The sequence below is a fragment of the Velazquezella soli genome (assembly GCF_977018685.1).
The window spans coordinates 3,484,384-3,504,731 of the sequence record NZ_CDRNXF010000004.1 but is presented as its reverse complement, the minus strand read 5'-3'; the positions used below and the strand labels follow the sequence as shown (position 1 = coordinate 3,504,731).

The following is a 20,348-nucleotide window of genomic DNA, read 5'->3' as shown; positions in this document are numbered from 1 at the left end:
GCTTCCCAAGCTGAATACGAGGGTTCGATTCCCTTCACCCGCTCCAATCCCCCTCCCGATCAGCTCTCCTTCCGTCGCGGCATGTGCGGTGTCTTGCTCCAGTGGAACGGCTTTGTCCTGAGTTCCCGTAGCGCCTTCCAGGCGGCGAAGGATGTCATCATCCAGTAGAGCGGCACCGCAACCCAGCGGCGGCCGACGAGGCGCTTTTCGTGGTCGGTCATCGATCCGATGCCGAGGCCGAGGAAGATGAGATAGCTGCCGAGGATATTGGTGAAGTCGATCGCGAACAGGCCGACGACCTCAAGCGGCAGCGTGTCGATCGGCGCCCGCAGCATTGCTGAGAAGCCGACGCCGAGAAAGACGAGGATCAGCGGATGCAGCAGCGATGACAAAAGCATGCCGCCCACCAGCAATTGGATCACGCAGAAAGGCTTGATGCCGATTTCGCCGATCAGCCGCGCCGGGTCGCGCATCAGCACCAGCCAGGTTTGCAGCCAGCCCTTGAACCAGCGGCTTCTCTGCGACGTCCAGACCTTGATCGATAAGGGCGCGTCCTCCAGAGTCTGATGCCGCATCACGTCGGCGGTAAAGCCGAGCCGGTAGAGCCGCATGCCAAGATCGGCGTCTTCCGTCACGTTGTACGGATCCCATCCGCCGGCTGCGATCAGCGCGCTGGTGCGGAAATGGTTGGACGTGCCGCCGAGTGGAAGCGGCATGTTCATTTTCCCGAGCATCGGCAAAAGGCCGCGAAACAGCGCTGCATATTCGAGCGAAAACAACGCGCTCAACCAGCTTTCCCGTGCGTTGGTGATGATCAGTGGTGCCTGCAGGCAGGCGAGTTCGGACGGTGCCGCGCGAAACCGCCGGTACGCCTCGCGGAGTTGTTGCGGGTGCGGCCTGTCCTCGGCGTCGTAGATTGCCGTGAATTCGCCGCGCGCACCTTTCAGCGCATAGGTGAGAGCCTTTGGCTTCGTCCGCGGACCATAGGCCGGCACTTCGACGATCTCGAACTGGGGGCCAGGCTCAAGCGCCTTCAAGGCTTCGATCGTCTGCCGGTCGTCGATTTCGCATACGAACTTGATGTCGAGCAGAGATGCGGGCCAGTCCAGCCGCTTGAGGCTTGCGACCAACTGCTCGGCCATGTCCTCTTCGCGGTAGAGTGCGACCAGAACAGTGTAGCGCGGCAGCGGCCCGAACGGTGGAGCGATTGGCACGCGTTCAGGCGCCACCAAAGTTTGCCGGATCATCGCCGAAAGTCGCAGACAGAGCGTCGAAAAATAGGTGAGTGACAGGACGATATGCAGCGCAAGCAGCGTATCGATCGGTGCAATCAGCAGGAGACAGGCAAGGGTCGTCAGAAACGACCCACCGTAAAAGCCCTGGTGGCCTGCGAGCACAACGCGGGCCGACAGCAGGGGTCTCTGCTCGAACAGGGTATTCGTGGTCTCGCGGATACGGCGCGCTGCATCGGCTTTCCAGACGGATTCGCGAATGGCGCTCGGCGTGGTGATGACGAGATCGCGGCCCACAAGCGGCAGGGTCGCAAGCGTTGCCGCAATCTGCGAAAGTCGCGCCGCCTCCGGCACGATGGCGATTTCCTGCGCCTTGTTGCGATGGGCGATCCTCACCATGGTCGGGCGTGTCAGCTGGGCGTCGGTCGAGGGCAGGATAACGACAAGCGCGGGATCGAGCGACGAGACGAAGGGAAGTCGCAGCAGACGGGCGATGGCACCGTAATAGGCGTCTTCCCTCACGTCGCCGCTTGCCAGAAGCTCGGCCTCGACCGTCGTCCCGTTTTGCCTGGAGAGGCCAGCCAGCTTGGCGATCAACGGTTTCGAGAAACCGAGGGCCGCAAGCGCTGTCAGCTCGACCTGGATGCCGGGACGAAAGTCGAGCATTTGCCCGGACTCGGTCTCGTCGGTCGGCGGCGCCCCCGTTTCGTCGTGATAGGTCGGCTGCGAAGCATGTTCCTCTGAGCGCATGTTGCTGCTACACCGTCCGCAGACGAACCCCTATTGCCCCACACGGATCATAAAGATGCGATACCTGATTACATCCCTAAAAAGCAGTGGTGTTTTCAAGTTTATGCAGCTCTTGGTGGTGGTGATACACGGACTTCTGTCCGCAACGCAGGCACTTGCGGCCTCCACCGCTCCGCCTTCTACCCCGGCGACCCAGCTTCCGCTGATGTTTGACGCACGAGAACGCGTGGAGCGTCAGGATCTGTCGACAATCCTGCGCGTGCGCATCCTGACGACAGTCGATTTCCCCCCTTTCAATTTCGCAGATCAATCGGGCCGGCTGTCAGGCTTCAACATCGATCTCGCCCGCGAGATTTGCTCGGTCCTGAAGATCGAGGCAAAGTGCCAGATTCAGGCCATGCCCTTCGCGGATCTCGAAAAGACCCTGGAAGACGGGGGCGGGGAGGCCGTGATGGCAGCGGTCGCTGCAACTCCGTCGCTGCGGCAGCGCTTTCTTTTTTCCAGGCCCTATCTCGGTATCCCGGCAAGGTTTGCCCGCAACAACGCGGCGACACCGGCTGCGACCACGGTATCGGACCTCAGCGATCGTCCGGTCGGTGTCGTCAAGGGAACGGCGCATGAGGCGATGCTAAGAGCGTTCTTCCCGAAGATCACGCAAAAGCCGTTCGACAGTTACGAGGACATGCTGGCAGCGCTGAAGGAGAGACAAGTCGATGCGGTCTTTGCCGATGGCCTTCGCCTGCCGTTCTGGGTCGCAAGCGAGGCATCGGAAATCTGCTGCAGCCTGTTCGACGGCCCCTACCTGTCGCAGAAATTTCTAGGCGAGGGCCTGACCATCATGGTCCGCAGAAACGATCCGACCCTTGCAGCCGCCTTTGATCAGGCGCTGGCCGAATTGTCGCGCAACGGCCGCCTGCAGGAACTCTACCTGCGCTATTTCCCGAACGGCCTCTACTGAGACAGAGGAATTTTTTCTCAAGAGACGCTAAATGGAACGCGGCTTACTGGCTCGCCCAGATGATCCGAGCCATCCATTCCACATCGGCCGTGTCGAACGAACGGTTCGCGTGTTCGGGGTTGAGCGACAGAAGCTCGACCAGGCGCGCGCTCTGGCGCGCCAGAACTTTCGCCATCACCTCGCCCTCGCGGGTTTTCAACACCACGCGGTCGCCACGCCGAACCTGTGCGCCGGGCTCGACGATCAGCACGTCGCCGTCCCGATAGAGCGGCATCATGGAATCGCCCTGGACCTCGAGCGCGTAGACACCGGCTTTTCGGGCGGGATCGACGGGAAATTCCACCACATCCCAGCCCTGTCCGGCAGGAAAACCGCCATCGTCGAAAAAGCCGCCGGAGCCGGCCTGGGCAAAGCCGAGCAGCGGGATCGTGCCGTTCTGGGAGGGAAAATTGCCGTCGGGAAGTTGCGACCTGCCCATCGCATGCGGCAGATAGCTCATGAACTGATCGACCGTTGCGCCGGTCGCTTCCAGAACTTTGGCAATCGATTCCGTCGAGGGCCATCGCAGACGTCCGTCGGGGCCAAGCCGTTTCGACTTGTTGAACGAGGTCGGATCCAGTCCTGCGCGTCGGGCAAGCCCGGACGGCGACAGCTGATGACGCTCAGCCAGCGTGTCGATCGCGATCCATATCGTCTCATGTGACAGCATCGTCGTCCCTGCCCCCGGCACAAGAGGAAACAGCCGTTGCCGCCTTCCGCCTGCCATTGCCGATCAGTCCCGTTGGATGCAAGCGTCAAGGATACCGGCCCTCAAGGCCGCCGCCCGGAGATGAGCGATCTCCGCTTGCTCGTCGCAGAATTTAGCCCAGCAGGGGGATTTCGTAAAGCAGAAAAGGAATAAAATCCTTTGCTGCTATCCTACGCCACCATGGCCATGTTGAGCCGGCCGAGCTTGATGACGGCTTGGGTGCGACTATCGACGTTCAGCTTCAAAAGAATAGCCGAGACATGCGCCTTGATGGTCGCCTCCGAGACGCCCAGCTCGTAGGCGATCTGCTTGTTGAGCAGGCCTTCGCCAAGCATCGACAGAACCCGGTGCTGCTGGGGCGTCAGCGTCCGCAGACGGTCGAGAATGTCTGATCTTGCGGCGTCTTCCTCGCTCTGCGATGTCTCGCCTTTCGGCACCCAGATATCGCCTTCCAGCACGGCCTGTATTCCGGCCCTGATATCGTCAAGCCCGCAGGATTTGGAAATGAAGCCGGAAGCGCCCAGATCGAGCGCCCGCCTGATCGTGCTGCGATCGTCCGTGGCTGAAACGATGATCACCGGTAGCGCCGGAAAGGCCGACCTGAGCGACGTCAGGCCCGCAAATCCGCTCACGCCCGGCATGGCAAGGTCGAGCAGCATGAGATCGGTTTCGGGATTGTCTTGCGCCGCTGTTCTCGCCGCATCGAAGTCGCCCGCTTCGATGATGACAATTTCGTCGGCAACGCCTTGTATCGCCTGTTTCAGCGCACCGCGGAAAAGCGGATGGTCGTCGGCGATGATGATGTTGAGTGTCTGCATGTCCACGCCCCCTCCCAAAGGCATAGTCGTGCTTTCCCTGTAATACTTAATGTGTAGCGCCGAGTGTGGCGCGACACAAGTCTGCAAAATAGCATGAATCAGGTCCTGTCCGGTTGCGGCTCGCCGCCAAATTCCCGTACCATCGACATGACGCCGCGCATGAACCGCTCGATGATCGAGAGCGACCGGTCGACAGCATCGTCATCAGGAAAGGTCTTGGGGCGATCGGCAAGACGCTGTTCCAGCGCGGTTACGCGTTTTTCGAGCAGATCCAGTTCCTTTTCATAGGCGGCCCGCTCGTCCGGTGCCATGCGGCAGACCAGTTCTCCGTCGGTGTCGTTGCACAGCGACATCGCGCCGGTTTGCGTATCCAGCCGAACGATCCCCTGTTCGGTCCGCTCCAGCTGGAACCGCCGGTCGTCTTGCGCTTGAGCCGGCAGCGAAAGCACCTGCGTCGAGAGCGCAACGGTTACAAAGACTCGTGTCGCAGTGATCCTTTTCATGATCCTTCCTCCTCATTGCACCATGGACAATCAACGCCCTTTGCGGCAAACGGTGCCGATCATAGATCAGAGCCGGACTATGGGAGTTCGTGATGCCCGATATCGTCTACAAGATCGTACCCGATTTACTTTGGCGCAAGGCCAAGGAGACTGGTCGCTTCGAAGGTGCGGAAATCGACCTGCGCGACGGCTACATCCATTTCTCCACCGGGTCCCAGGCGCGCGAAACGGCCAAGCGGCATTTCGCCGGCCTGACGGGCCTGATGCTGGTCGCCGTCAACACGCTGGTTCTGGGCGATGCCCTGAAATTCGAACCCTCGCGCGGCGGCGATCTTTTCCCCCACCTATATGGCTTCCTGCCGTTTTCAGCCGTGCTCTGGGAAATGCCGCTTTTGATCGGCGTTGACGGCCAGCATGCCTTTCCGGAGAAAATGCCATGATCGGAACAGTGATGCGGCCGTTTTCGGCGCTGGCGTCGCGCAGTCTGTTCGTCTTCGATCCGGAAAAAGCTCACGGCCTGTCGGTCGCGGCGCTGAAAAGCGGTGTCGTGCCGGCCTGCAGCCTCAAGGCCGATCCGCGGCTCGCCCAGACGATCGCCGGCATCCGCTTCGAAAACCCGATCGGGCTTGCCGCCGGCTATGACAAGAATGCCGAAGTGCCGGATGCGGTCCTGAAGCTCGGCTTCGGCTTCACCGAAATCGGAACCGTCACGCCGAAGCCGCAGGCCGGCAACGACAAGCCGCGCATTTTCCGGCTGGTCGAGGATCGCGGCATCATCAACCGGCTCGGCTTCAACAACGAGGGCCACGAGGCGGCGTTCCAGCGACTTTCGGCCCGTAGAGGCGCAAGCGGCATCGTGGGCGTCAATATCGGTGCCAACAAGGATGCGCAGGACCGTATCGCCGATTACGTCGCCGGTATCCGCAAATTCTACGGCCTTGCCACCTATTTCACAGCCAATATCTCGTCGCCCAACACGCCCGGCCTGCGCGACCTGCAGGCGCGCGACAGTCTGAAGGCACTGCTGGAGGCAATCTTGTCGGCGCGTGACGAAGAGGCGACCCGCCATGGCCGTTCCGTGCCGATCTTCCTGAAGATTGCGCCGGATCTGACCGAAGAGGGAATGGATGATGTCGCAGCCGAAGCCACGTCCCATGCTCTGGATGGCCTGATCGTCTCCAACACGACACTGGCGCGCGACGGTTTGCGCAACCAGGCCCAGGCGAAGGAAATGGGCGGGCTTTCGGGCGCCCCGCTGTTTTCACGCTCGACAACCGTGCTTGCCAAGATGCGCCAGCGGGTCGGCAAGGATCTGCCGATTATCGGCGTCGGCGGCGTGGGAAATGCGGCGCAAGCGCTCGAAAAGATCCGCGCCGGAGCCGATCTGGTTCAGGTCTATTCCTGCATGGTCTATGAAGGGCCGGGCCTGCCATCCGCGATCGTCCGCGGCCTGTCGTCTCTGCTTGACCAGGAAAAGGTCGCATCGATCCGCGAACTGCGCGACACGCATCTCGACCGTTGGGCGGCGAAGAGCCTCTAGCTTCTATCAGTTGGACAGCACCATCGCCCAGTACAGCCTTCCGTCGCTTGCGCGGGCGGCAGCAACGCCGAGGCCCTTGTAGCTGCCCAGCATGTTGCGCAGGTGTTTGGGCGAGTCGATCCAGGCCTGGACCGCGTCGCCGACATCATGCTGGCCAGCCGCAATGTTTTCCGCCGCTGGCAGCGCCACCTCGCTCTTTCGCATCCGGTCGCCGAAATCGTCCCCGAAGCCGATCAGGTGCTTCATTTCCTTTGCCTTCGCCATTCGGACGGCCTGCCGCCCGGCTGCCAGTCGTGCCTGCTTGTCGAGGCCAAGAGACGAAAGGCCCTTTGCCTGGCGCAGCTCGTTGACGAGCGGAAGCGCTGCTTCCGTCTCATCGACAGAACCGGGCGTCGGCGTCATGACAGATGTGGTGGAGCAGCCGGCAAGGAGAAGGCCGGTGCCGGAGAGCGCCAGAAAGGTGCGACGGGAGGGGAGAGACACCATCGACATTCAGCGGCGAATGCTCAGAAGCCGCAGCACGATGAAGACAGGCACCACGATGATCGCGCCGAGAAGGAGATAGTCTCCGACGCGTCCCAGTGCCTGGAAACCGTTGTACCAGAGGTCGAGGAAGTAGTAGCGGATGGTGTCGACGATATTGTCCGGCGTGAAGCCGAAGAACGCCAGCACGAAGCCGACGATCAGGCAGACGACGATCAGCTTGATGATCGTGCGGCCGATCGAATCGCCGAGGAACCTGTTCACGCCATCCGCCATCGTCGATCGTCTCCACCGTTGGAAAATTTGTTTGGGATTGCCATAGCCTTGCGGGAACAGTCCCGCAACCTGTCACATAGGCACTCTTCACTAGCCTCTCAAATACAACTTGAGTTTTTTTGTGGCCCGGGTGACAGGAGGGGCGAGGGGAATGGCGAGATGACGCAACTCCACCGTCGCCGTAATGCCCGCCGCAATTCCCGCCGTAACTCCAGTGAAAGCCGTCACGCCATGAGCGCGATCCAGTTCTCTTCCGGTGACGTCATTGCCGACCGCCGTGCGGATTATGCCCGCATGCTGGCCGAGGGACAGGATTTCTCCGCCGCCGCAGAACTGATGGAGCAGGCACTGGAACTCGTGCCCACCTGGGCCGCCGGATGGTTCAGGCTCGGCGAATACCGCGACAAGGCGGCACTCGCGAATGCAGCCGACGCCTATCGCCGCGCGCTCGAACTGCAGCCGGACGATATCTTCGGCGCCAGCCTGCGGCTCGCGCTGATCGGCGCCGGCGATGTCCCGGACCAGCCGCCCAGCCGCTATGTGGAGGGCCTGTTCGACGACTATGCCGACAGGTTCGATACGTCACTGGTGGAAAAGCTCAACTACTCGGTCCCGCAAAAGCTTGGCACGCTGGTCGCGCACCATGGGCCGTTTGCGACCGTGGTCGATCTCGGCTGCGGCACCGGCCTGTTCGGGGCCGAGATCCGCGACCGGGCAGGGCGCCTGGAAGGGTTCGACCTGTCTGCCAACATGCTGGCCAAGGCTGCGGACAAACACCTCTATGATCACTTAGGCCAGTCGGATCTCAGCCTTGAGGCAGCACAGTCCGGCCTGTTCGACACGCTTCCGCCGCACCGTGCCGATCTCGTTTCGGCAGCCGATGTGCTGATGTATCTCGGCTCGCTCGAAACGGTCTTCCCACTCGTGACCGAGCTTCTGGCACCGGCCGGTCTGTTCGCCTTCTCGGTGGAAGATGCGGGCGAGGACGAGACGTTTGTGCTCAAGGATTCGCTCCGTTACGCCCATTCGGAAGTCTATATCGGCGGCCTGCTCGCGCATTACGGCTTCGTTCTCATCGCCGTCGAGCGGACGACCATTCGCATGGATGCCGGCAAACCCATCCACGGCATACTGTTTCTGTCGCGAAAGACCGGGTAAGCCTTCACTTTGTTGTTATTTCGAAAGGCCGTCGACGCGCGCAGCGATGTCGCTTGATGAAGCTGCTATCGCGGTGCACAATCCGCCAAAAATCAAGGGGAATAGCGTGGCCGACGAACAGGTTGCAGCAAGGCGCCGTATGGGTTTTTACAGCCTTGATCCGGCACGCCACACGATGCTGGAAGATGCGCAGGGCCTGTTCATCAGCGCCATGGTCGCCGCCCTAGGTCTTTATCTTCTGAACCAGGTCGGGCTCCTCACCAGCGGCACGGCGGGCGTCGCCTTCCTGCTGCATTATGCGTTCGACATTCCCTTCGGCGTCCTGTTCTTCGTTGTCAATCTTCCGTTCTACTACCTGTCCTTCAAGCGTCTCGGCCTGGGCTTTTCGGTGAAGACCTTCATCGCCATTGCCGGCGTTTCCGTCATTGCCGAGCTGGAGAAGCGCTTTCTGGTGATCCAGTATCTCGATCCGTTCTGGGCAGCGCTGCTCGGCGGCATCCTGATCGGCTTCGGCCTTCTGGGGCTTTACCGGCATCGCGCCTCGCTCGGCGGCATCGGCATTCTCGCGATCTATATCCAGGACCGGTTCAAGATCCCGGCAGGCCTCGTTCAGCTTGGCTTCGATCTCTGCGTCATGGCCGCCGCCTTCTTCGTCGTTAGCCCGATGACCGTGGTCTGGTCGCTCCTGAGTGCTGTCGTGCTCAACCTGCTCTTGACCGTCAACCATCGCTCCGATCGCTATATCGCGGTGCGCTGATGGCAAACGTGACCGACAAAAGGAGCCCCGTCGGCCTCTGGACTTCCAGCTCCGAAAAACACTCGCTCATCGAGGATGTGCAGGCGATCCTTGCCGGTTCCATGCTGGCAGCGCTGGGCGTCGTGCTGCTGCAGGCCGCAAACCTTCTGATCGGCGGCACGGCAGGTATCGGCTTCCTGCTGCGCTATTCCGTCGATATCAGTTTCGGTGCCGCTTTCTTCCTGCTCAACCTGCCCTTCTACTGGCTTGCCTACAAGCGGCTCGGTCCGGTTTTCACGGTCAAGACCTTCTCCGCCGTCGCGGTCACGTCGGAGCTGACAGGCGTCCTGCCGAAGGTGATTACCATCAGCGCCATCGATCCGGTCATTGCCGCCCTGTTCGGCGGTCTCCTGATCGGATGCGGCATGCTGATCCTGTTTCGCCATCGCGCCTCGCTCGGCGGTTTCGGCATTCTCGCCCTCTACCTGCAGGACCGTCTCGGCTGGCGGGCCGGCTTCGTGCAGCTCGGGCTTGATTGTGTCGTGCTGGTCCTGTCCTTCCTCGTCGCCAGCCCCTTCGTCATCCTCTGCTCGGTCATCGCCGCGGTGACGCTTAACCTGACACTTGCGATCAACCACCGCACCGACAGATATATCGTTCGGTAATGCTCTTCATTTTCGCGTGGTTCGTCTTACCTTAACGACGTGGATCTCGTCGAAAACCCAACGCCCGGCTCTGATGCTGTCCCTCTGCCCCGCCCGTTCCTGAAATGGTTCGCGGAAAAGGGCTGGTCTCCGCGCGCCCATCAGCTGGAACTTCTCGCCCGCGCCCAGGCCGGCGAAAACATGCTGCTGATCGCGCCGACCGGTGCCGGCAAGACGCTTGCGGGCTTCATGCCGTCGCTGACCGATCTGGTCATGCGTGGCAAGATCCCGCCGGGCTCGGCGTTTACCGGTATCCACACGCTCTACATCTCGCCGCTGAAGGCGCTGACGGTCGATATCGAGCGCAACCTGATGAAGCCGGTCACCGAAATGGGGCTTGCCGTCACCGTCGAGAACCGCACCGGCGACACGCCGCAGTCGAAGCGACAGCGCCAGAAGCTCAATCCGCCCGATATTCTGCTGACCACCCCCGAACAGGTGTCACTGCTGCTCGCCAACAAGGAAGCGGAGCGTTTCTTCAAGGACCTGAAATACGTCGTCCTTGATGAGCTGCATTCTCTGGTCACCTCCAAGCGCGGCCACCTCCTGTCGCTCGCCCTCGGGCGCCTGCGCCGCCTTGCTCCCGGCATGCAGACGATCGGGCTGTCTGCCACCGTGGCCGACCCGATGGATCTCCAGCGCTGGCTGGTGCCGCAGGGCGAACATCCTGCCCCACCCGCCGGCCTCGTCCATGTGACGGGCGGCGCTGCCCCCGATATCACCATTCTCGACACGGAAAACCGCATTCCCTGGGGCGGCCATGTCTCGGCCTATGCCATTCCGGACGTCTACCGTGAGATCAAGCGCCATGCGACGACGCTGATCTTCGTCAACACCCGCTTCCAGGCCGAATTCCTGTTCCAGGCGCTGTGGACAATCAACGACGACAATCTTCCGATCGCGCTCCACCACGGTTCTCTAGATGCCGGCCAGCGCCGCAAGGTGGAAGCGGCGATGGCCGAAAACAAGCTGCGCGCCGTCGTCGCCACCTCGACGCTCGACATGGGCATCGACTGGGGCGATATCGATCTCGTCCTCCATATCGGCGCGCCCAAGGGCGCCTCGCGTCTCGCCCAGCGCATCGGCCGCGCCAATCACCGCATGGACGAACCCTCGAAGGCGATCCTTGTGCCCGGCAACCGCTTCGAGGTGATGGAATGCCAGGCGGCGCTCGATGCCAATTACTTGGGCGCCCAGGATACGCCGCCGGTCGGCGAAGGTGCGCTCGATGTTCTCGCCCAGCACGTCCTCGGCATGGCCTGCGCCGAGCCGTTCGATCCGCTCGAGCTCTATGACGAGATCATCTCGGCCTCGCCCTATGCCGGCCTTTCCTGGGAAATGTTCGAAAGGATCGTCGATTTCGTCGCCACCGGCGGCTATGCCCTGCGCGCCTATGAGCGTTACGCCAAGATCCGCAAGACGGAGGAGGGCCGCTGGCGGGTGTCGAATGCGCAGGTGGCGCAGCAATACCGCCTCAACCTCGGCACCATCGTCGAGGCGACCGAACTCAGTGTCCGCCTCGTCAAGCGCAATGCCAAGGGTGCCGTCGGCCGCGGCGGCATGACGCTCGGCAAGGTGGAGGAGCAGTTCCTCGAGCAGCTCGTGCCCGGTGATACGTTTCTGTTTGCCGGCAAGGTGCTGCGGTTCGAAACCATCCGCGAAAACGAATGTCTGGTGTCGAACACCTATTCCACCGATCCGATGATCCCGACCTATGCCGGCGCGAAATTTCCGCTCACCACCTATCTCGCCGATCAGGTGCGCGCCATGCTGGCGGATCCGGAACGCTGGAAGGTTCTGCCGGATCAGGTGCGCGACTGGCTGGCGATCCAGAAGGAACGCTCCATCCTGCCGCGCCGCGACGAGTTGCTGATCGAGACGTTTCCGCGCGGCAAACGCTTCTTCATGATCGCCTACTGCTTCGAAGGTCGGCTCGCCCACCAGACGCTCGGCATGCTTCTCACACGCCGGCTGGAGCGCGCCGGCGGCAGGCCGCTCGGCTTCGTCGCCACCGACTATTCGCTCGCCGTCTATGGCCTCAACGACATGGGTGCGATGATCGCGGACGGCAGCCTCAGCCTTTCCGATCTGTTCGACGAGGACATGCTGGGCGATGATCTCGAAACCTGGCTCGCCGAAAGCTATCTGCTGAAACGGACTTTCCGCAATTGCGCCGTGATTTCCGGGTTGATCGAGCGGCGTTATCCGGGCAAGGAAAAGACCGGCCGGCAGGTCACGGTCTCGACCGATCTGATCTACGACGTGCTGCGCAGCCACGAGCCCGATCACGTTCTTTTGGAGGCGACACGCCGCGATGCGGCAACGGGGCTTTTGGATATTGGCCGGCTAGGAGATATGCTGGCACGAATCAAAGGGCATATCACCCACCGCGCCCTTGATCGCGTTTCGCCGCTGGCGGTACCGATCATGCTGGAAATCGGCCGGGAAACGGTGCCGGGCGAAGCGCAGGACGTGGTGTTGGCCGAGGCCGCAGACGAATTGATCGCCGAGGCGATGGGGTAAGGCTTTATTCGCGACGCTAGCCCGGACAAAGGCCCGGCGCGGGGATAAAAGGCTTTGCACCGCAAGACAGGAAAGACCGAAAGACATTGCTGCACCGCCTGCGCCTCGCCGCTCAATCCAGCACGATGACCCCGGCCGCTACCGGCGCGGAAGAGATCGTTGTCCATGGCGTCGCGGCTGTCTGCGATCCGCTCGGCGGCCTCTATCTGCCGGCAACCGGCATGCTCGTCGTGTCCGACCTGCATCTGGAAAAAGGCGCTGCCTTTGCAAGGCGCGGCATGATGCTGCCGCCCTACGATACGATCGCCACTCTCAACATCCTCGCCGCCGTCATTGCCCGCTACGATCCGAAAGTGGTCGTGTCGCTCGGCGACAATTTCCATGATCGCCGCGGCTCCGAATATCTGCCGGAGAACCTGCGCACGATGATCGCAGACATGGCGCGCGGTCGCGACTGGATCTGGATCAACGGCAACCACGATCCGGACGGAACGATCGACCTGCCGGGCACCTGCACCGACGAACTCATCTATGGCGACCTCGTCTTCCGCCATGAACCGAGCTTGGCCACAGTCCCGAACGGGGTCAAGGGTGAGGTCGCAGGCCATCTCCACCCGTCCGCCACCGTCCGCCGCCGCGAGAAATCCGTCCGCCGTCCCTGCTTTGCCAGCGACGGTCACCGCCTCCTGATGCCCGCCTTCGGCGTTCTCGCCGGCGGCCTCGATCTCAATCACAAGGCGATGCACGGCATATTCGACCGCGAAACCCTGGTCGCCCACCTCCTCGGCCGCGACCGCATCTATTCCGTCCGCTACGGCAATTTGCTGGGCTGATCGCTCCAGGGATTACCCCCCTCCTTCAGCCAACGCAGTGTGTCGGTCCAGAACTCCTCCCTGTGGCGCGCGTGGAACAGGCCGAAATGCCCGATCCGTGAGTGCCCGTAGACCGCGGGCTCCAGCAGAACCTCCGTCCGTTCGGCGCCGTTATAATAGGCAAGGCTGCGGCGAATAGCTGCCACGCTGCCGATGTCGTCGTCCGCAACGGCAATGGCCAGGATGGGTGCCGTGACCGCCGCAAACCGGCGCAGAACCTCGTCGCGCTCGCCGACCGGATGGGTCATCTCCATCCGGGCCCCGCGAAAGCTCCACTCGTTGGCAACGCCTGCCGGCAGGTCTTCGAGCCAGCCGAGCCGCTTGCCCGGGAAATAGCCGAATGCGGCGGTAAGCACCGGCATCACTACATGCCACTTGAAAAACAGCCGGGCGCGGTGCCCCGGCGCATAATCGCGCCAGTAGGCGTATTGCGCGCCCACCGTCAGCATCCGGTCGATCCGTGCCCCGTTCGGAGATAGGCCGGGCAGATAGCCGCCGATACTGTGGCCAACCACCTGCAGCGGTTGATCCGGCCGCCTGTCGTGCATGAACCGAAGCGCTGCGTCGAAATCCTGCTCGCCCCAGTCCCGCCAGCGATAGCCGCAGCCCTTAAGGCTCGCCGGTCGCGACAGTCCGATGCCGCGATAATCGTAGGTCAGCACATCGAAGCCGTGCCTCGTTAGAAACTCCGCATAATAGTGATAGTAGCGGGCAAGGACGCCTGTTGCCGGGTTGATGATGACGCTGGCAAGCGGCGGCCCCGATGCCGGCCAGATGTGACCGCCGAGCACCACCCCGTCCTGGCAGGTGATCGTCATCGGTTCACCTGTCGGACGTGGTGTGTCCTGCGTCAGCGTCATCCCATTCTCCCTTCGGCGAAGGGAGAATACAGCCCTGTTTTTGGTGCGCAATTGGCCGAAAGGCCAAGGCGGTTGCGCGCCTCTAGCGTGGCAGTTTTGCGAACCCCTTGGCGAGGATCGGGCCGGTCGGGCGGCCGGTCGGGGAGCCGCCGGCTTGTTCGAGGGTGATCTCGTAGAGCTGGGTATCCTGGGGTCTCGGCAGCGCAGGGCCGTGCAGCGTTGCGGAATGCGCGCCTTCCAAAAGGCCGAGCGACATCGGCCCCATGTCACGCGAGGGCAGCGTCCAGACCTGCATCGTCTTGTCTTGCGGCACCGTAAAGTCGCTGAGCAGTCTGACACTTGCCGTGTCGTTGCCAAAATCCTCGACCACGGCCTGGATTTCGCCGGCCTCGTTGAGGAGCACGGCCACCACCAGCGGCTCGTTCACCCGGGTGACGCTCCAGACCAGACCACCGGCAAGGATCAGCGAAGCCGCGATCGCGGAGATCGCGGTTGCCCGCCAGCCGGAGCGGCTGTTGTCGTTGCCGGCGAGAGGCAGTCTCGGCGAAACCGACGCGAGAGACGGGGCAGCGGCGCCCGGTTGCTCCGGCAGACGGGAAGAGATCGCGTCCCACAGCGCCGATGATACCGGAGCCGGCTCGACGCTGATGTCGAGCGGAAGGAACCGCTCGCGTGCCTTGGCGACTGCTTCGGCAAGGCCGCCGTCGCGCTCGATGGCGGCCTCGACCTCGGCAGCCTCAGCCGCATCGAGAAGACCCAGAACATAGTCGTCGGCGATGGCCGGAAAGTCTCGTTCCTCGATCCTCATGCCATGCACTCCCGCAGCGAGGAAAGTCCGCGCCGGATCCACGATTTTGCCGTTCCAAGCGGAAGCTTGAGGCGTCCGGCGATTTCGCCATGCGTGTATCCGCCGACATAGGCCATCAGGATGCCGCGTCGCTTGATCTCGTCGAGGGAACCGAGGCACTCGTGCAGACGGCTGTTGCGGTCGAGCCTGTGGAAAGAGGCCATGATCTGGTCCAGCTGCTCGCCGTCCTGCAGCGTCTCGAGCCTATCTTCGCCGACCAGATCCTCGCGCTTGCCATCGCGCAACAGATTGAGCGCGCGGTTGCGCACGATCGCGTAGATCCAGCCGCGCGCCGATCCGCGGTCGGGGGAATATTGATGCGCATGGGTCCAGATGCGGATGAAGGCTTCCTGCACCACTTCTTCCGCCAGTTCCCGCCGCCGCACGATCCGCTGCGCAACAGCCACCAGCCGGCCGGCCTCGTCGTCGAAGATGCGGCGCAAGCCCTGACGGTCGCCCGCAGCGCAGGCGGCAAGGGCCATCTCGAGATCGTGTGTTTGGTCGGTCACCAGGGCCAAGCCGCTCTCTCCCCATGCGCGTTCGCAGGAACGCGAATATTGTCTCTGTGCTGTTGCCACGGCGGGCATGGGCTCGTCCAGTCTCGAAAGGTTTACCGGCTGCAAAGTCGCCTTCGAACTTAAGGACACGCCAACCCGGAAAATGGATGCAGCGAAAAAATATTTTCGTCTGCTGCATCCAAACGTATCCTCCCGTGTGTCTCCCTTCTGAGAGCATCGAAAAGGCCATGCGCCGACATGCTCTCGTCAAAGGTTTCAACGGGAGAACAGACACCATGAAGACCCTTCGCCACGCTCTGATCGCATCCTCGATCCTCGCAGCTTCAGCCGTCACGGGCGCAGTTGCCGCCTCCGCCGCCCCGGTCCTCGGTCTTACCGGCGACAAGACGCTGGTGATGTTCGACACGGCAAAGCCTGAAGTCAGCAAGACGATGGAAGTCACCGGCGTCACCAAGCTGGTTGGCATTGATTTCCGCCCGGGCAACAAGACCGTGATCGGCGTCACGCCGGAACACGCGATCGTCTCGATCAATCTCGAAACCGGTGCCGCCACCGAAGTCGCCAAGATGGACAAGATGCTGACCATGTCGGACGCTCCTGTTGTGGTCGATTTCAACCCGATGGCGGACCGCCTGCGCTTCATGACCGGCACCACCAACCACCGCGTCCATCCGGATACGGGCGCCGTCACGGTCGATGGGACGCTCGCCTTCGAAGAGGGCGACATGCACAAGGGCGAAGCCCCGAACATCGTCGCCGCGGCCTATACCAATTCGATCGGCAAGCCCGAGAAGACCGCGATGTACAACATCGATGCCACGATCGGCGCGCTGATCCAGCAGACCAAGCCGAACGACGGTACCCTGAAGGCAATCGGCAAGCTCGGTCTCAAGGACAAGCCGGCGACCTACGCCTTCGATATTCAGGGTGAAGACGGCGGCAAGAACACCGCCTATCTCGCAGCCGGAAAGATGCTCTACACGGTCAACCTGGAAACGGGCGCTGCGACCGAAGTCGGTACAATCTCCGGCGTCGAGACCGATGTACGTGACATCGCGGTTCTGCCTGCTATGTAATGCGACTGGCGGGGCGGACCACAGCGGTTCCGCCCCGCCGACTCAAACGATGCGTGCCGCCTATATCTCGCCCGAGATCTCCCGGCGCCTGCGGTCCAGCTCTTCCGTGTAGCGCCGCAGCGTATGACTTTCCGAAAGCTGGCCGATCACCTTGCGCTCGATCTGGTTGTTGACCACGGCCAGCGCTTCCGTCTCCGTCTTGTCGAACATCGCCGCCGCCTGCTTGGCATTCATGCTGCGCAGAAGAACGTCGTTCTTGAAGCGGATGAAATCGGCAAGCTGCGGCTTTTCCTCGCCGCCTTCGGTCGCCGCCGAATAGATTTCCGGCGTCAGCACCATGCCGATATATTTTTCGTCTTCGCCGACCATGATCACGCGCTGGGTTGATCCAAGCGGAAACTCCTTGCGAAAGTCCTCGAGCGTCATGGATGCCGGTGCCGTCTTCACGTCGGCGCGCATCAGCTTGTCGACGGTAAGGTTGCGGATCCACCCGACGTCATGGGCGCTGCGGATGCTTTCACCACGCAGGTGAAAACGCCATGTCGCAAACGAGTAGCCGAATGTGGTGCGCACCACGACGGAAGAGGTGATGACCGCGGCAAGCGCCAGCGCCGTGATCGGAAAGTCACCGGTCACTTCGAGCGCCAGGAAGGTCATGGTCAACGGTCCGCCGATCACGGCAACGGCCATCGCGCTCATTCCGACCACGGCATAGATGACTGGCGTCAGCGTCGCATTGGCGAAGATGTAGGGTGTCGAATAGGCAAACAGCTTGCCGATCAGCGCACCGAGAAACAGCGAGGCAAAGAACAAGCCGCCACGGAAACCGGCGCCGATGGTAATGGCCGAAGCGACGGATTTCAGCAGAAGCAGGCCCAGCACCGCGCCAATCGCCATATTCTGGTTGAGGCTCGCATGCAGCGCGCCGTGACCGGCCGAAAGCACCTGCGTATCGATCAGCGCCAGCAGGCCCACCGCAAGTCCTCCGATCGCCGGCCGGAAGGCGGACGAGATGGAACTGGCGCGCGCCAGTTCCTCGACCTTGGTCACGCCCTGCATGAGCAGGATGCCGCCGCCGGCACAGACGATGCCCAGCACCACCGCCGGCAGGTAATCGGCGGGCACGACGGTGCCGATCTTGCCGATATCGATCATGAAGGCATCGCCGACGAAAAGCCGGGTGACGAAGGTTGCCGCAAGCGCCGCAACGACGACGGGCGCGAGGCTCACGATCGTGTAGGTGCCGATGATCAGCTCGAACGCGTAGAAGGCGCCGGTCAGCGGTGCGTTGAAGGCGGATGCGATGGCACCGGCAGCACCGCAGCCAACCAGCACGCGCAGATCCGTTCGGCGCAGCTGCACCAATGAGCCGATCTTCGACGCAATGCCGGAGGACAGCTGCGTATAGCCGGCCTCAAGCCCGATCGAGGTGCCGAAGCCGTTGGAGATCAGGTTCTGCACCGCGACGATGATGCTGTCGGTCAGTGACAGGCGACCGCCATGCAGCGCATTGGCCTCAATCGGGTCGACCATCGGCTTTTTACGCCACTTGCGCAGGATCAGGTACAGCAGGCCCATCACGACACCGCCGGCAACCGGCGCCAAAAGCACCGTCGTCGGCTCGAGAAACGCTGCCGAGCTTAAGCGCTCGGTGCTGCCGATCTTGAAGATCAGGACATGCAGCGCGTGCGAGATAAAACTCATCGCGGCGACCGCGAGGCCGGCGAGAACCCCGACAACGCCTGCAATCAGGATCAGGCCGAATTCGCTGCGCCTGATGACTGCGCGCAGTTCGGACGGCCGAAGCAGCGGACGGAGGAGGGACAGGGAAGCCAAAAGGCGTGCGGCGATCCGGCGGAACATGCTGACGCTTTGCATTGGAACTGTATGTTGCGCCCTAACTAGGGCGTGAGGAGAGGATTGGAAACCGTTCCGGCGAATTTGTTAGACGATCAGTCCTTGCGGAAGATGATGCTGGCGCCCCATCCGGTCACGACAGCGATCAGCACGCAGAACAGACCGTAGGCGATCGGACGCTCGTGGGCTGCATCGGTGATCGCCTGCTCCAGGCCGGTCTTGACCACGCGCAACGGCATCTCCCGCTGAAAGATCAGGTCGCCGCTCTTGAACAGATAGGCGTGGACCATGTGCACGCCATCGGGAACGTTGGCTGGAAGCCGCAAGGAGGCGCGGAACAGGCTGGACGAGACGAAGCGCACGCCGCTCGTGTCGCGCTGGTAAAGCCCGCTGTTAAGCTTCTGCCGGCGATAGGCCTCGCGGAAATCGCGGATCAGACCGGAATTCGGAATGTAGCCGGTGGGGTTGAGAGGCAGGTGTTCGATGCCGACCCCGATATTGTTGAAGGACGGCGCCTGGTGATCGAGGTCGTTCAGCTGGCGCGTGCTGGCGATCGAATAGCTCTCCGGCACCTGTTCGAACGTCATCGCCTGGGTGTTCATCCAGATCCCGAGCACGCGTTCCTTGCGCCGCACGGTGGCATAGTCGCGCGGACCTTCAAGCGTCACGACGATATCGTACTGACCGATCGCGAGCAGCAGCTCGTCCGGATTGGTAATGGCCCCGAAGATGGTGAGGTCGGCGCCGCGGAAATCCGAGGTGATGGCAATCTCGCTCGACGACGCCCCGATCTCCAGCCCTTCCTTGATCGGCGAGGCCGTGTCGAACGGCGTCTGGGCCGCGACCTGCGTTGCCAGCGACAATCCGAATGAGAGAAGAAGAAGGAGGGAGAGGATCAGCCTGCGCATCAGTAGGACAGTCCTCCGACGGCGACCGAATAGACGTCGCTCGGCGTTGCGATCAGGCCGATCGCAAGACGGATGCCGACGGCGAGAACCAGCAGCGCCAACAGCGCGCGCAGCTGTTCGCCGCGCAGCTTCTGGCCGACGCGCACGCCGTATTGCGCGCCGATCACGCCGGCGACCATCAGGATCGTCGCAAGGACGATATCGACTGAGTAGTTGGTCGCCGCCTGAACCATGGTCGTATAGGCGGTGGTGAAGATGATCTGGAACAGCGAGGTGCCGACCACGACATTGGTCGGAATGCGCAGGAGATAGATCATCGCCGGCACCATGATGAAGCCGCCGCCGACACCCATGATAGAGGTGAGCACGCCGATGACGAAACCGAGCACGAGGATCGGGATGGCGGAGAGATAGATCTTCGACTTCTTGAACCGCATCTTGAAGGGCAGGCGGTGCACCCAGTTGTGCTGGCCCGGGCGTTTCAGCGGTAGCTGCTGGTTGTTCTTTGCCCGCCGCATGGCTCTCAGGCTCTCCTGCAGCATCAGCGCGCCGATCGTCGACAAAAGCACGACATAGAGAAGCGAGATGAACAGGTCGAGCTGGCCGATGCGCCGTAGCCAGGAAAAGATCCACACACCGACCGTCGCGCCGACAAGGCCCCCGGCAAGCAGCACCGTGCCCAGTTTCATATCCAGCGACCCGCGCCGGAAATGGGTGATCGCGCCCGAGATCGAGGAGGCAACGACCTGGTTGGCGCCGGTTGCCACGGCAACGACGGGTGGAATGTTGTAGAAAATCAGAAGCGGCGTGATCAGGAAGCCACCGCCGACGCCGAACATGCCGGACAGAAACCCGACAGCTGCACCCATGCCAAGGATGATGAAGATGTTCACCGAAAGCTCTGCAATCGGCAGGTAGACAGTCACGGCTGAACCTCGACACGTCGAAAAAGACAACGCCGTTGCAGGCGGCACGCATTCA

General features: G+C 62.2%; 21 protein-coding genes. 9 read left to right on the top strand and 12 right to left on the bottom strand.

The genetic code is table 11. The features are described 5' to 3' along the window. Positions 1 to 59: 59 nt before the first annotated feature. Complete coding sequence (locus AC0JZ8_RS20505) at positions 60 to 1,982, bottom strand: glycosyltransferase family 2 protein (RefSeq protein ID WP_471893318.1); 1,923 nt, start codon at positions 1,980 to 1,982, stop codon at positions 60 to 62. 103 nt (positions 1,983 to 2,085) lie between these two features. Here AC0JZ8_RS20505 and AC0JZ8_RS20500 point away from each other — a divergent pair, with 103 nt between their 5' ends. Further along, positions 2,086 to 2,940, top strand: coding sequence for a transporter substrate-binding domain-containing protein (locus AC0JZ8_RS20500; protein ID WP_471893317.1), 855 nt, complete (start codon positions 2,086 to 2,088; stop codon positions 2,938 to 2,940). 43 nt (positions 2,941 to 2,983) lie between these two features. Here AC0JZ8_RS20500 and AC0JZ8_RS20495 read toward each other — a convergent pair whose 3' ends face one another. The 3 genes from AC0JZ8_RS20495 to AC0JZ8_RS20485 form a co-directional block, all read right to left on the bottom strand. Next, positions 2,984 to 3,649: a S24 family peptidase gene (locus AC0JZ8_RS20495; RefSeq protein ID WP_471893316.1), complete on the bottom strand. Its 666-nt coding sequence runs from the start codon at positions 3,647 to 3,649 to the stop codon at positions 2,984 to 2,986. 209 nt (positions 3,650 to 3,858) lie between these two features. Further along, a complete protein-coding gene (locus AC0JZ8_RS20490) occupies positions 3,859 to 4,506 on the bottom strand; it encodes a response regulator (RefSeq protein ID WP_062453903.1) in 648 nt (215 codons plus the stop codon). 98 nt (positions 4,507 to 4,604) lie between these two features. Next, on the bottom strand, positions 4,605 to 5,009 hold the full coding sequence (locus AC0JZ8_RS20485) for a hypothetical protein (protein WP_092663642.1): 405 nt from the start codon (positions 5,007 to 5,009) through the stop codon (positions 4,605 to 4,607). 92 nt (positions 5,010 to 5,101) lie between these two features. On the opposite strand from AC0JZ8_RS20485, the gene AC0JZ8_RS20480 reads away from it, so the two are divergent. Further along, the gene (locus AC0JZ8_RS20480) at positions 5,102 to 5,449 is read left to right on the top strand and encodes a DUF952 domain-containing protein (protein ID WP_471893315.1); all 348 of its coding nucleotides are present in this window, start codon (positions 5,102 to 5,104) and stop codon (positions 5,447 to 5,449) included. Positions 5,450 to 5,457: 8 nt separating this feature from the next. Then, on the top strand, positions 5,458 to 6,549 hold the full coding sequence (locus AC0JZ8_RS20475; RefSeq protein ID WP_471893407.1) for a quinone-dependent dihydroorotate dehydrogenase: 1,092 nt from the start codon (positions 5,458 to 5,460) through the stop codon (positions 6,547 to 6,549). A 6-nt stretch (positions 6,550 to 6,555) separates the two neighbouring features. On the opposite strand, the gene AC0JZ8_RS20470 is transcribed toward AC0JZ8_RS20475, so the two are convergent. Next, positions 6,556 to 7,041, bottom strand: coding sequence for a CAP domain-containing protein (locus AC0JZ8_RS20470; protein ID WP_471893314.1), 486 nt, complete (start codon positions 7,039 to 7,041; stop codon positions 6,556 to 6,558). Continuing rightward, positions 7,042 to 7,308, bottom strand: coding sequence for a DUF6460 domain-containing protein (locus tag AC0JZ8_RS20465; protein WP_062453898.1), 267 nt, complete (start codon positions 7,306 to 7,308; stop codon positions 7,042 to 7,044). Between the two features lie 231 nt (positions 7,309 to 7,539). Between AC0JZ8_RS20465 and AC0JZ8_RS20460 the strand changes: the two genes are divergently transcribed. The 5 genes from AC0JZ8_RS20460 (at position 7,540) to pdeM (ending at position 13,262) form a co-directional block, all read left to right on the top strand. Beyond that, positions 7,540 to 8,466: a class I SAM-dependent DNA methyltransferase gene (locus AC0JZ8_RS20460; RefSeq protein WP_471893406.1), complete on the top strand. Its 927-nt coding sequence runs from the start codon at positions 7,540 to 7,542 to the stop codon at positions 8,464 to 8,466. Positions 8,467 to 8,605: 139 nt separating this feature from the next. Beyond that, positions 8,606 to 9,223: a YitT family protein gene (locus AC0JZ8_RS20455; protein WP_062453896.1), complete on the top strand. Its 618-nt coding sequence runs from the start codon at positions 8,606 to 8,608 to the stop codon at positions 9,221 to 9,223. After that, the gene (locus AC0JZ8_RS20450) at positions 9,223 to 9,867 is read left to right on the top strand and encodes a YitT family protein (protein WP_471893313.1); all 645 of its coding nucleotides are present in this window, start codon (positions 9,223 to 9,225) and stop codon (positions 9,865 to 9,867) included. Before AC0JZ8_RS20455 ends, AC0JZ8_RS20450 begins: the two co-directional genes overlap by 1 nt. A gap of 39 nt (positions 9,868 to 9,906) precedes the next feature. Continuing rightward, complete coding sequence (locus tag AC0JZ8_RS20445; RefSeq protein ID WP_471893312.1) at positions 9,907 to 12,429, top strand: ligase-associated DNA damage response DEXH box helicase; 2,523 nt, start codon at positions 9,907 to 9,909, stop codon at positions 12,427 to 12,429. Between the two features lie 86 nt (positions 12,430 to 12,515). After that, positions 12,516 to 13,262 carry a ligase-associated DNA damage response endonuclease PdeM gene (pdeM, locus tag AC0JZ8_RS20440; protein ID WP_471893311.1) on the top strand — a complete coding sequence of 249 codons (747 nt, stop codon included), beginning with the start codon at positions 12,516 to 12,518 and terminating at the stop codon, positions 13,260 to 13,262. On the opposite strand, the gene AC0JZ8_RS20435 is transcribed toward pdeM, so the two are convergent. The 3 genes from AC0JZ8_RS20435 to AC0JZ8_RS20425 all read right to left on the bottom strand — a co-directional run bounded on the left by AC0JZ8_RS20435 (position 13,241) and on the right by AC0JZ8_RS20425 (position 15,490). After that, a complete protein-coding gene (locus tag AC0JZ8_RS20435) occupies positions 13,241 to 14,161 on the bottom strand; it encodes an alpha/beta hydrolase family protein (protein ID WP_471893310.1) in 921 nt (306 codons plus the stop codon). The two genes, pdeM and AC0JZ8_RS20435, sit on opposite strands and share 22 nt — an antisense overlap. Before the next feature lie 82 nt (positions 14,162 to 14,243). Then, on the bottom strand, positions 14,244 to 14,969 hold the full coding sequence (locus tag AC0JZ8_RS20430) for an anti-sigma factor (protein WP_471893309.1): 726 nt from the start codon (positions 14,967 to 14,969) through the stop codon (positions 14,244 to 14,246). Continuing rightward, positions 14,966 to 15,490, bottom strand: a complete 525-nt coding sequence (locus AC0JZ8_RS20425) for a sigma-70 family RNA polymerase sigma factor (RefSeq protein ID WP_062454893.1) — start codon at positions 15,488 to 15,490, stop codon at positions 14,966 to 14,968. Before AC0JZ8_RS20425 ends, AC0JZ8_RS20430 begins: the two co-directional genes overlap by 4 nt. A gap of 311 nt (positions 15,491 to 15,801) precedes the next feature. Here AC0JZ8_RS20425 and AC0JZ8_RS20420 point away from each other — a divergent pair, with 311 nt between their 5' ends. Next, positions 15,802 to 16,602, top strand: a complete 801-nt coding sequence (locus tag AC0JZ8_RS20420; RefSeq protein WP_430258189.1) for a DUF4394 domain-containing protein — start codon at positions 15,802 to 15,804, stop codon at positions 16,600 to 16,602. 60 nt (positions 16,603 to 16,662) lie between these two features. Here the strand turns inward: AC0JZ8_RS20420 and AC0JZ8_RS20415 are convergent, their stop codons facing one another. The 3 genes from AC0JZ8_RS20415 to AC0JZ8_RS20405 form a co-directional block, all read right to left on the bottom strand. Beyond that, complete coding sequence (locus tag AC0JZ8_RS20415) at positions 16,663 to 18,465, bottom strand: chloride channel protein (protein WP_082476242.1); 1,803 nt, start codon at positions 18,463 to 18,465, stop codon at positions 16,663 to 16,665. A gap of 89 nt (positions 18,466 to 18,554) precedes the next feature. Next, the gene (locus AC0JZ8_RS20410; protein ID WP_471893308.1) at positions 18,555 to 19,367 is read right to left on the bottom strand and encodes a TIGR02186 family protein; all 813 of its coding nucleotides are present in this window, start codon (positions 19,365 to 19,367) and stop codon (positions 18,555 to 18,557) included. Beyond that, positions 19,367 to 20,293 carry a sulfite exporter TauE/SafE family protein gene (locus AC0JZ8_RS20405; RefSeq protein WP_174195565.1) on the bottom strand — a complete coding sequence of 309 codons (927 nt, stop codon included), beginning with the start codon at positions 20,291 to 20,293 and terminating at the stop codon, positions 19,367 to 19,369. Before AC0JZ8_RS20405 ends, AC0JZ8_RS20410 begins: the two co-directional genes overlap by 1 nt. Positions 20,294 to 20,348: the final 55 nt, after the last annotated feature.

Coding starts and splice junctions, on each gene's coding strand:
- AC0JZ8_RS20480 (WP_471893315.1), top strand. CDS start 5,102: ATGCCCGATATCGTCTACAAGATCGTACCCGATTTACTTTGGCGCAAG.
- AC0JZ8_RS20465 (WP_062453898.1), bottom strand. CDS start 7,308: ATGGCGGATGGCGTGAACAGGTTCCTCGGCGATTCGATCGGCCGCACG.
- AC0JZ8_RS20485 (WP_092663642.1), bottom strand. CDS start 5,009: ATGAAAAGGATCACTGCGACACGAGTCTTTGTAACCGTTGCGCTCTCG.
- AC0JZ8_RS20450 (WP_471893313.1), top strand. CDS start 9,223: ATGGCAAACGTGACCGACAAAAGGAGCCCCGTCGGCCTCTGGACTTCC.
- AC0JZ8_RS20410 (WP_471893308.1), bottom strand. CDS start 19,367: ATGCGCAGGCTGATCCTCTCCCTCCTTCTTCTTCTCTCATTCGGATTG.
- AC0JZ8_RS20495 (WP_471893316.1), bottom strand. CDS start 3,649: ATGCTGTCACATGAGACGATATGGATCGCGATCGACACGCTGGCTGAG.
- AC0JZ8_RS20460 (WP_471893406.1), top strand. CDS start 7,540: ATGAGCGCGATCCAGTTCTCTTCCGGTGACGTCATTGCCGACCGCCGT.
- AC0JZ8_RS20500 (WP_471893317.1), top strand. CDS start 2,086: ATGCAGCTCTTGGTGGTGGTGATACACGGACTTCTGTCCGCAACGCAG.
- AC0JZ8_RS20430 (WP_471893309.1), bottom strand. CDS start 14,969: ATGAGGATCGAGGAACGAGACTTTCCGGCCATCGCCGACGACTATGTT.
- AC0JZ8_RS20420 (WP_430258189.1), top strand. CDS start 15,802: ATGAAGACCCTTCGCCACGCTCTGATCGCATCCTCGATCCTCGCAGCT.
- AC0JZ8_RS20425 (WP_062454893.1), bottom strand. CDS start 15,490: ATGGCCCTTGCCGCCTGCGCTGCGGGCGACCGTCAGGGCTTGCGCCGC.
- AC0JZ8_RS20505 (WP_471893318.1), bottom strand. CDS start 1,982: ATGCGCTCAGAGGAACATGCTTCGCAGCCGACCTATCACGACGAAACG.
- AC0JZ8_RS20435 (WP_471893310.1), bottom strand. CDS start 14,161: ATGACGCTGACGCAGGACACACCACGTCCGACAGGTGAACCGATGACG.
- AC0JZ8_RS20455 (WP_062453896.1), top strand. CDS start 8,606: ATGGGTTTTTACAGCCTTGATCCGGCACGCCACACGATGCTGGAAGAT.
- AC0JZ8_RS20470 (WP_471893314.1), bottom strand. CDS start 7,041: ATGTCGATGGTGTCTCTCCCCTCCCGTCGCACCTTTCTGGCGCTCTCC.
- AC0JZ8_RS20415 (WP_082476242.1), bottom strand. CDS start 18,465: ATGTTCCGCCGGATCGCCGCACGCCTTTTGGCTTCCCTGTCCCTCCTC.
- AC0JZ8_RS20490 (WP_062453903.1), bottom strand. CDS start 4,506: ATGCAGACACTCAACATCATCATCGCCGACGACCATCCGCTTTTCCGC.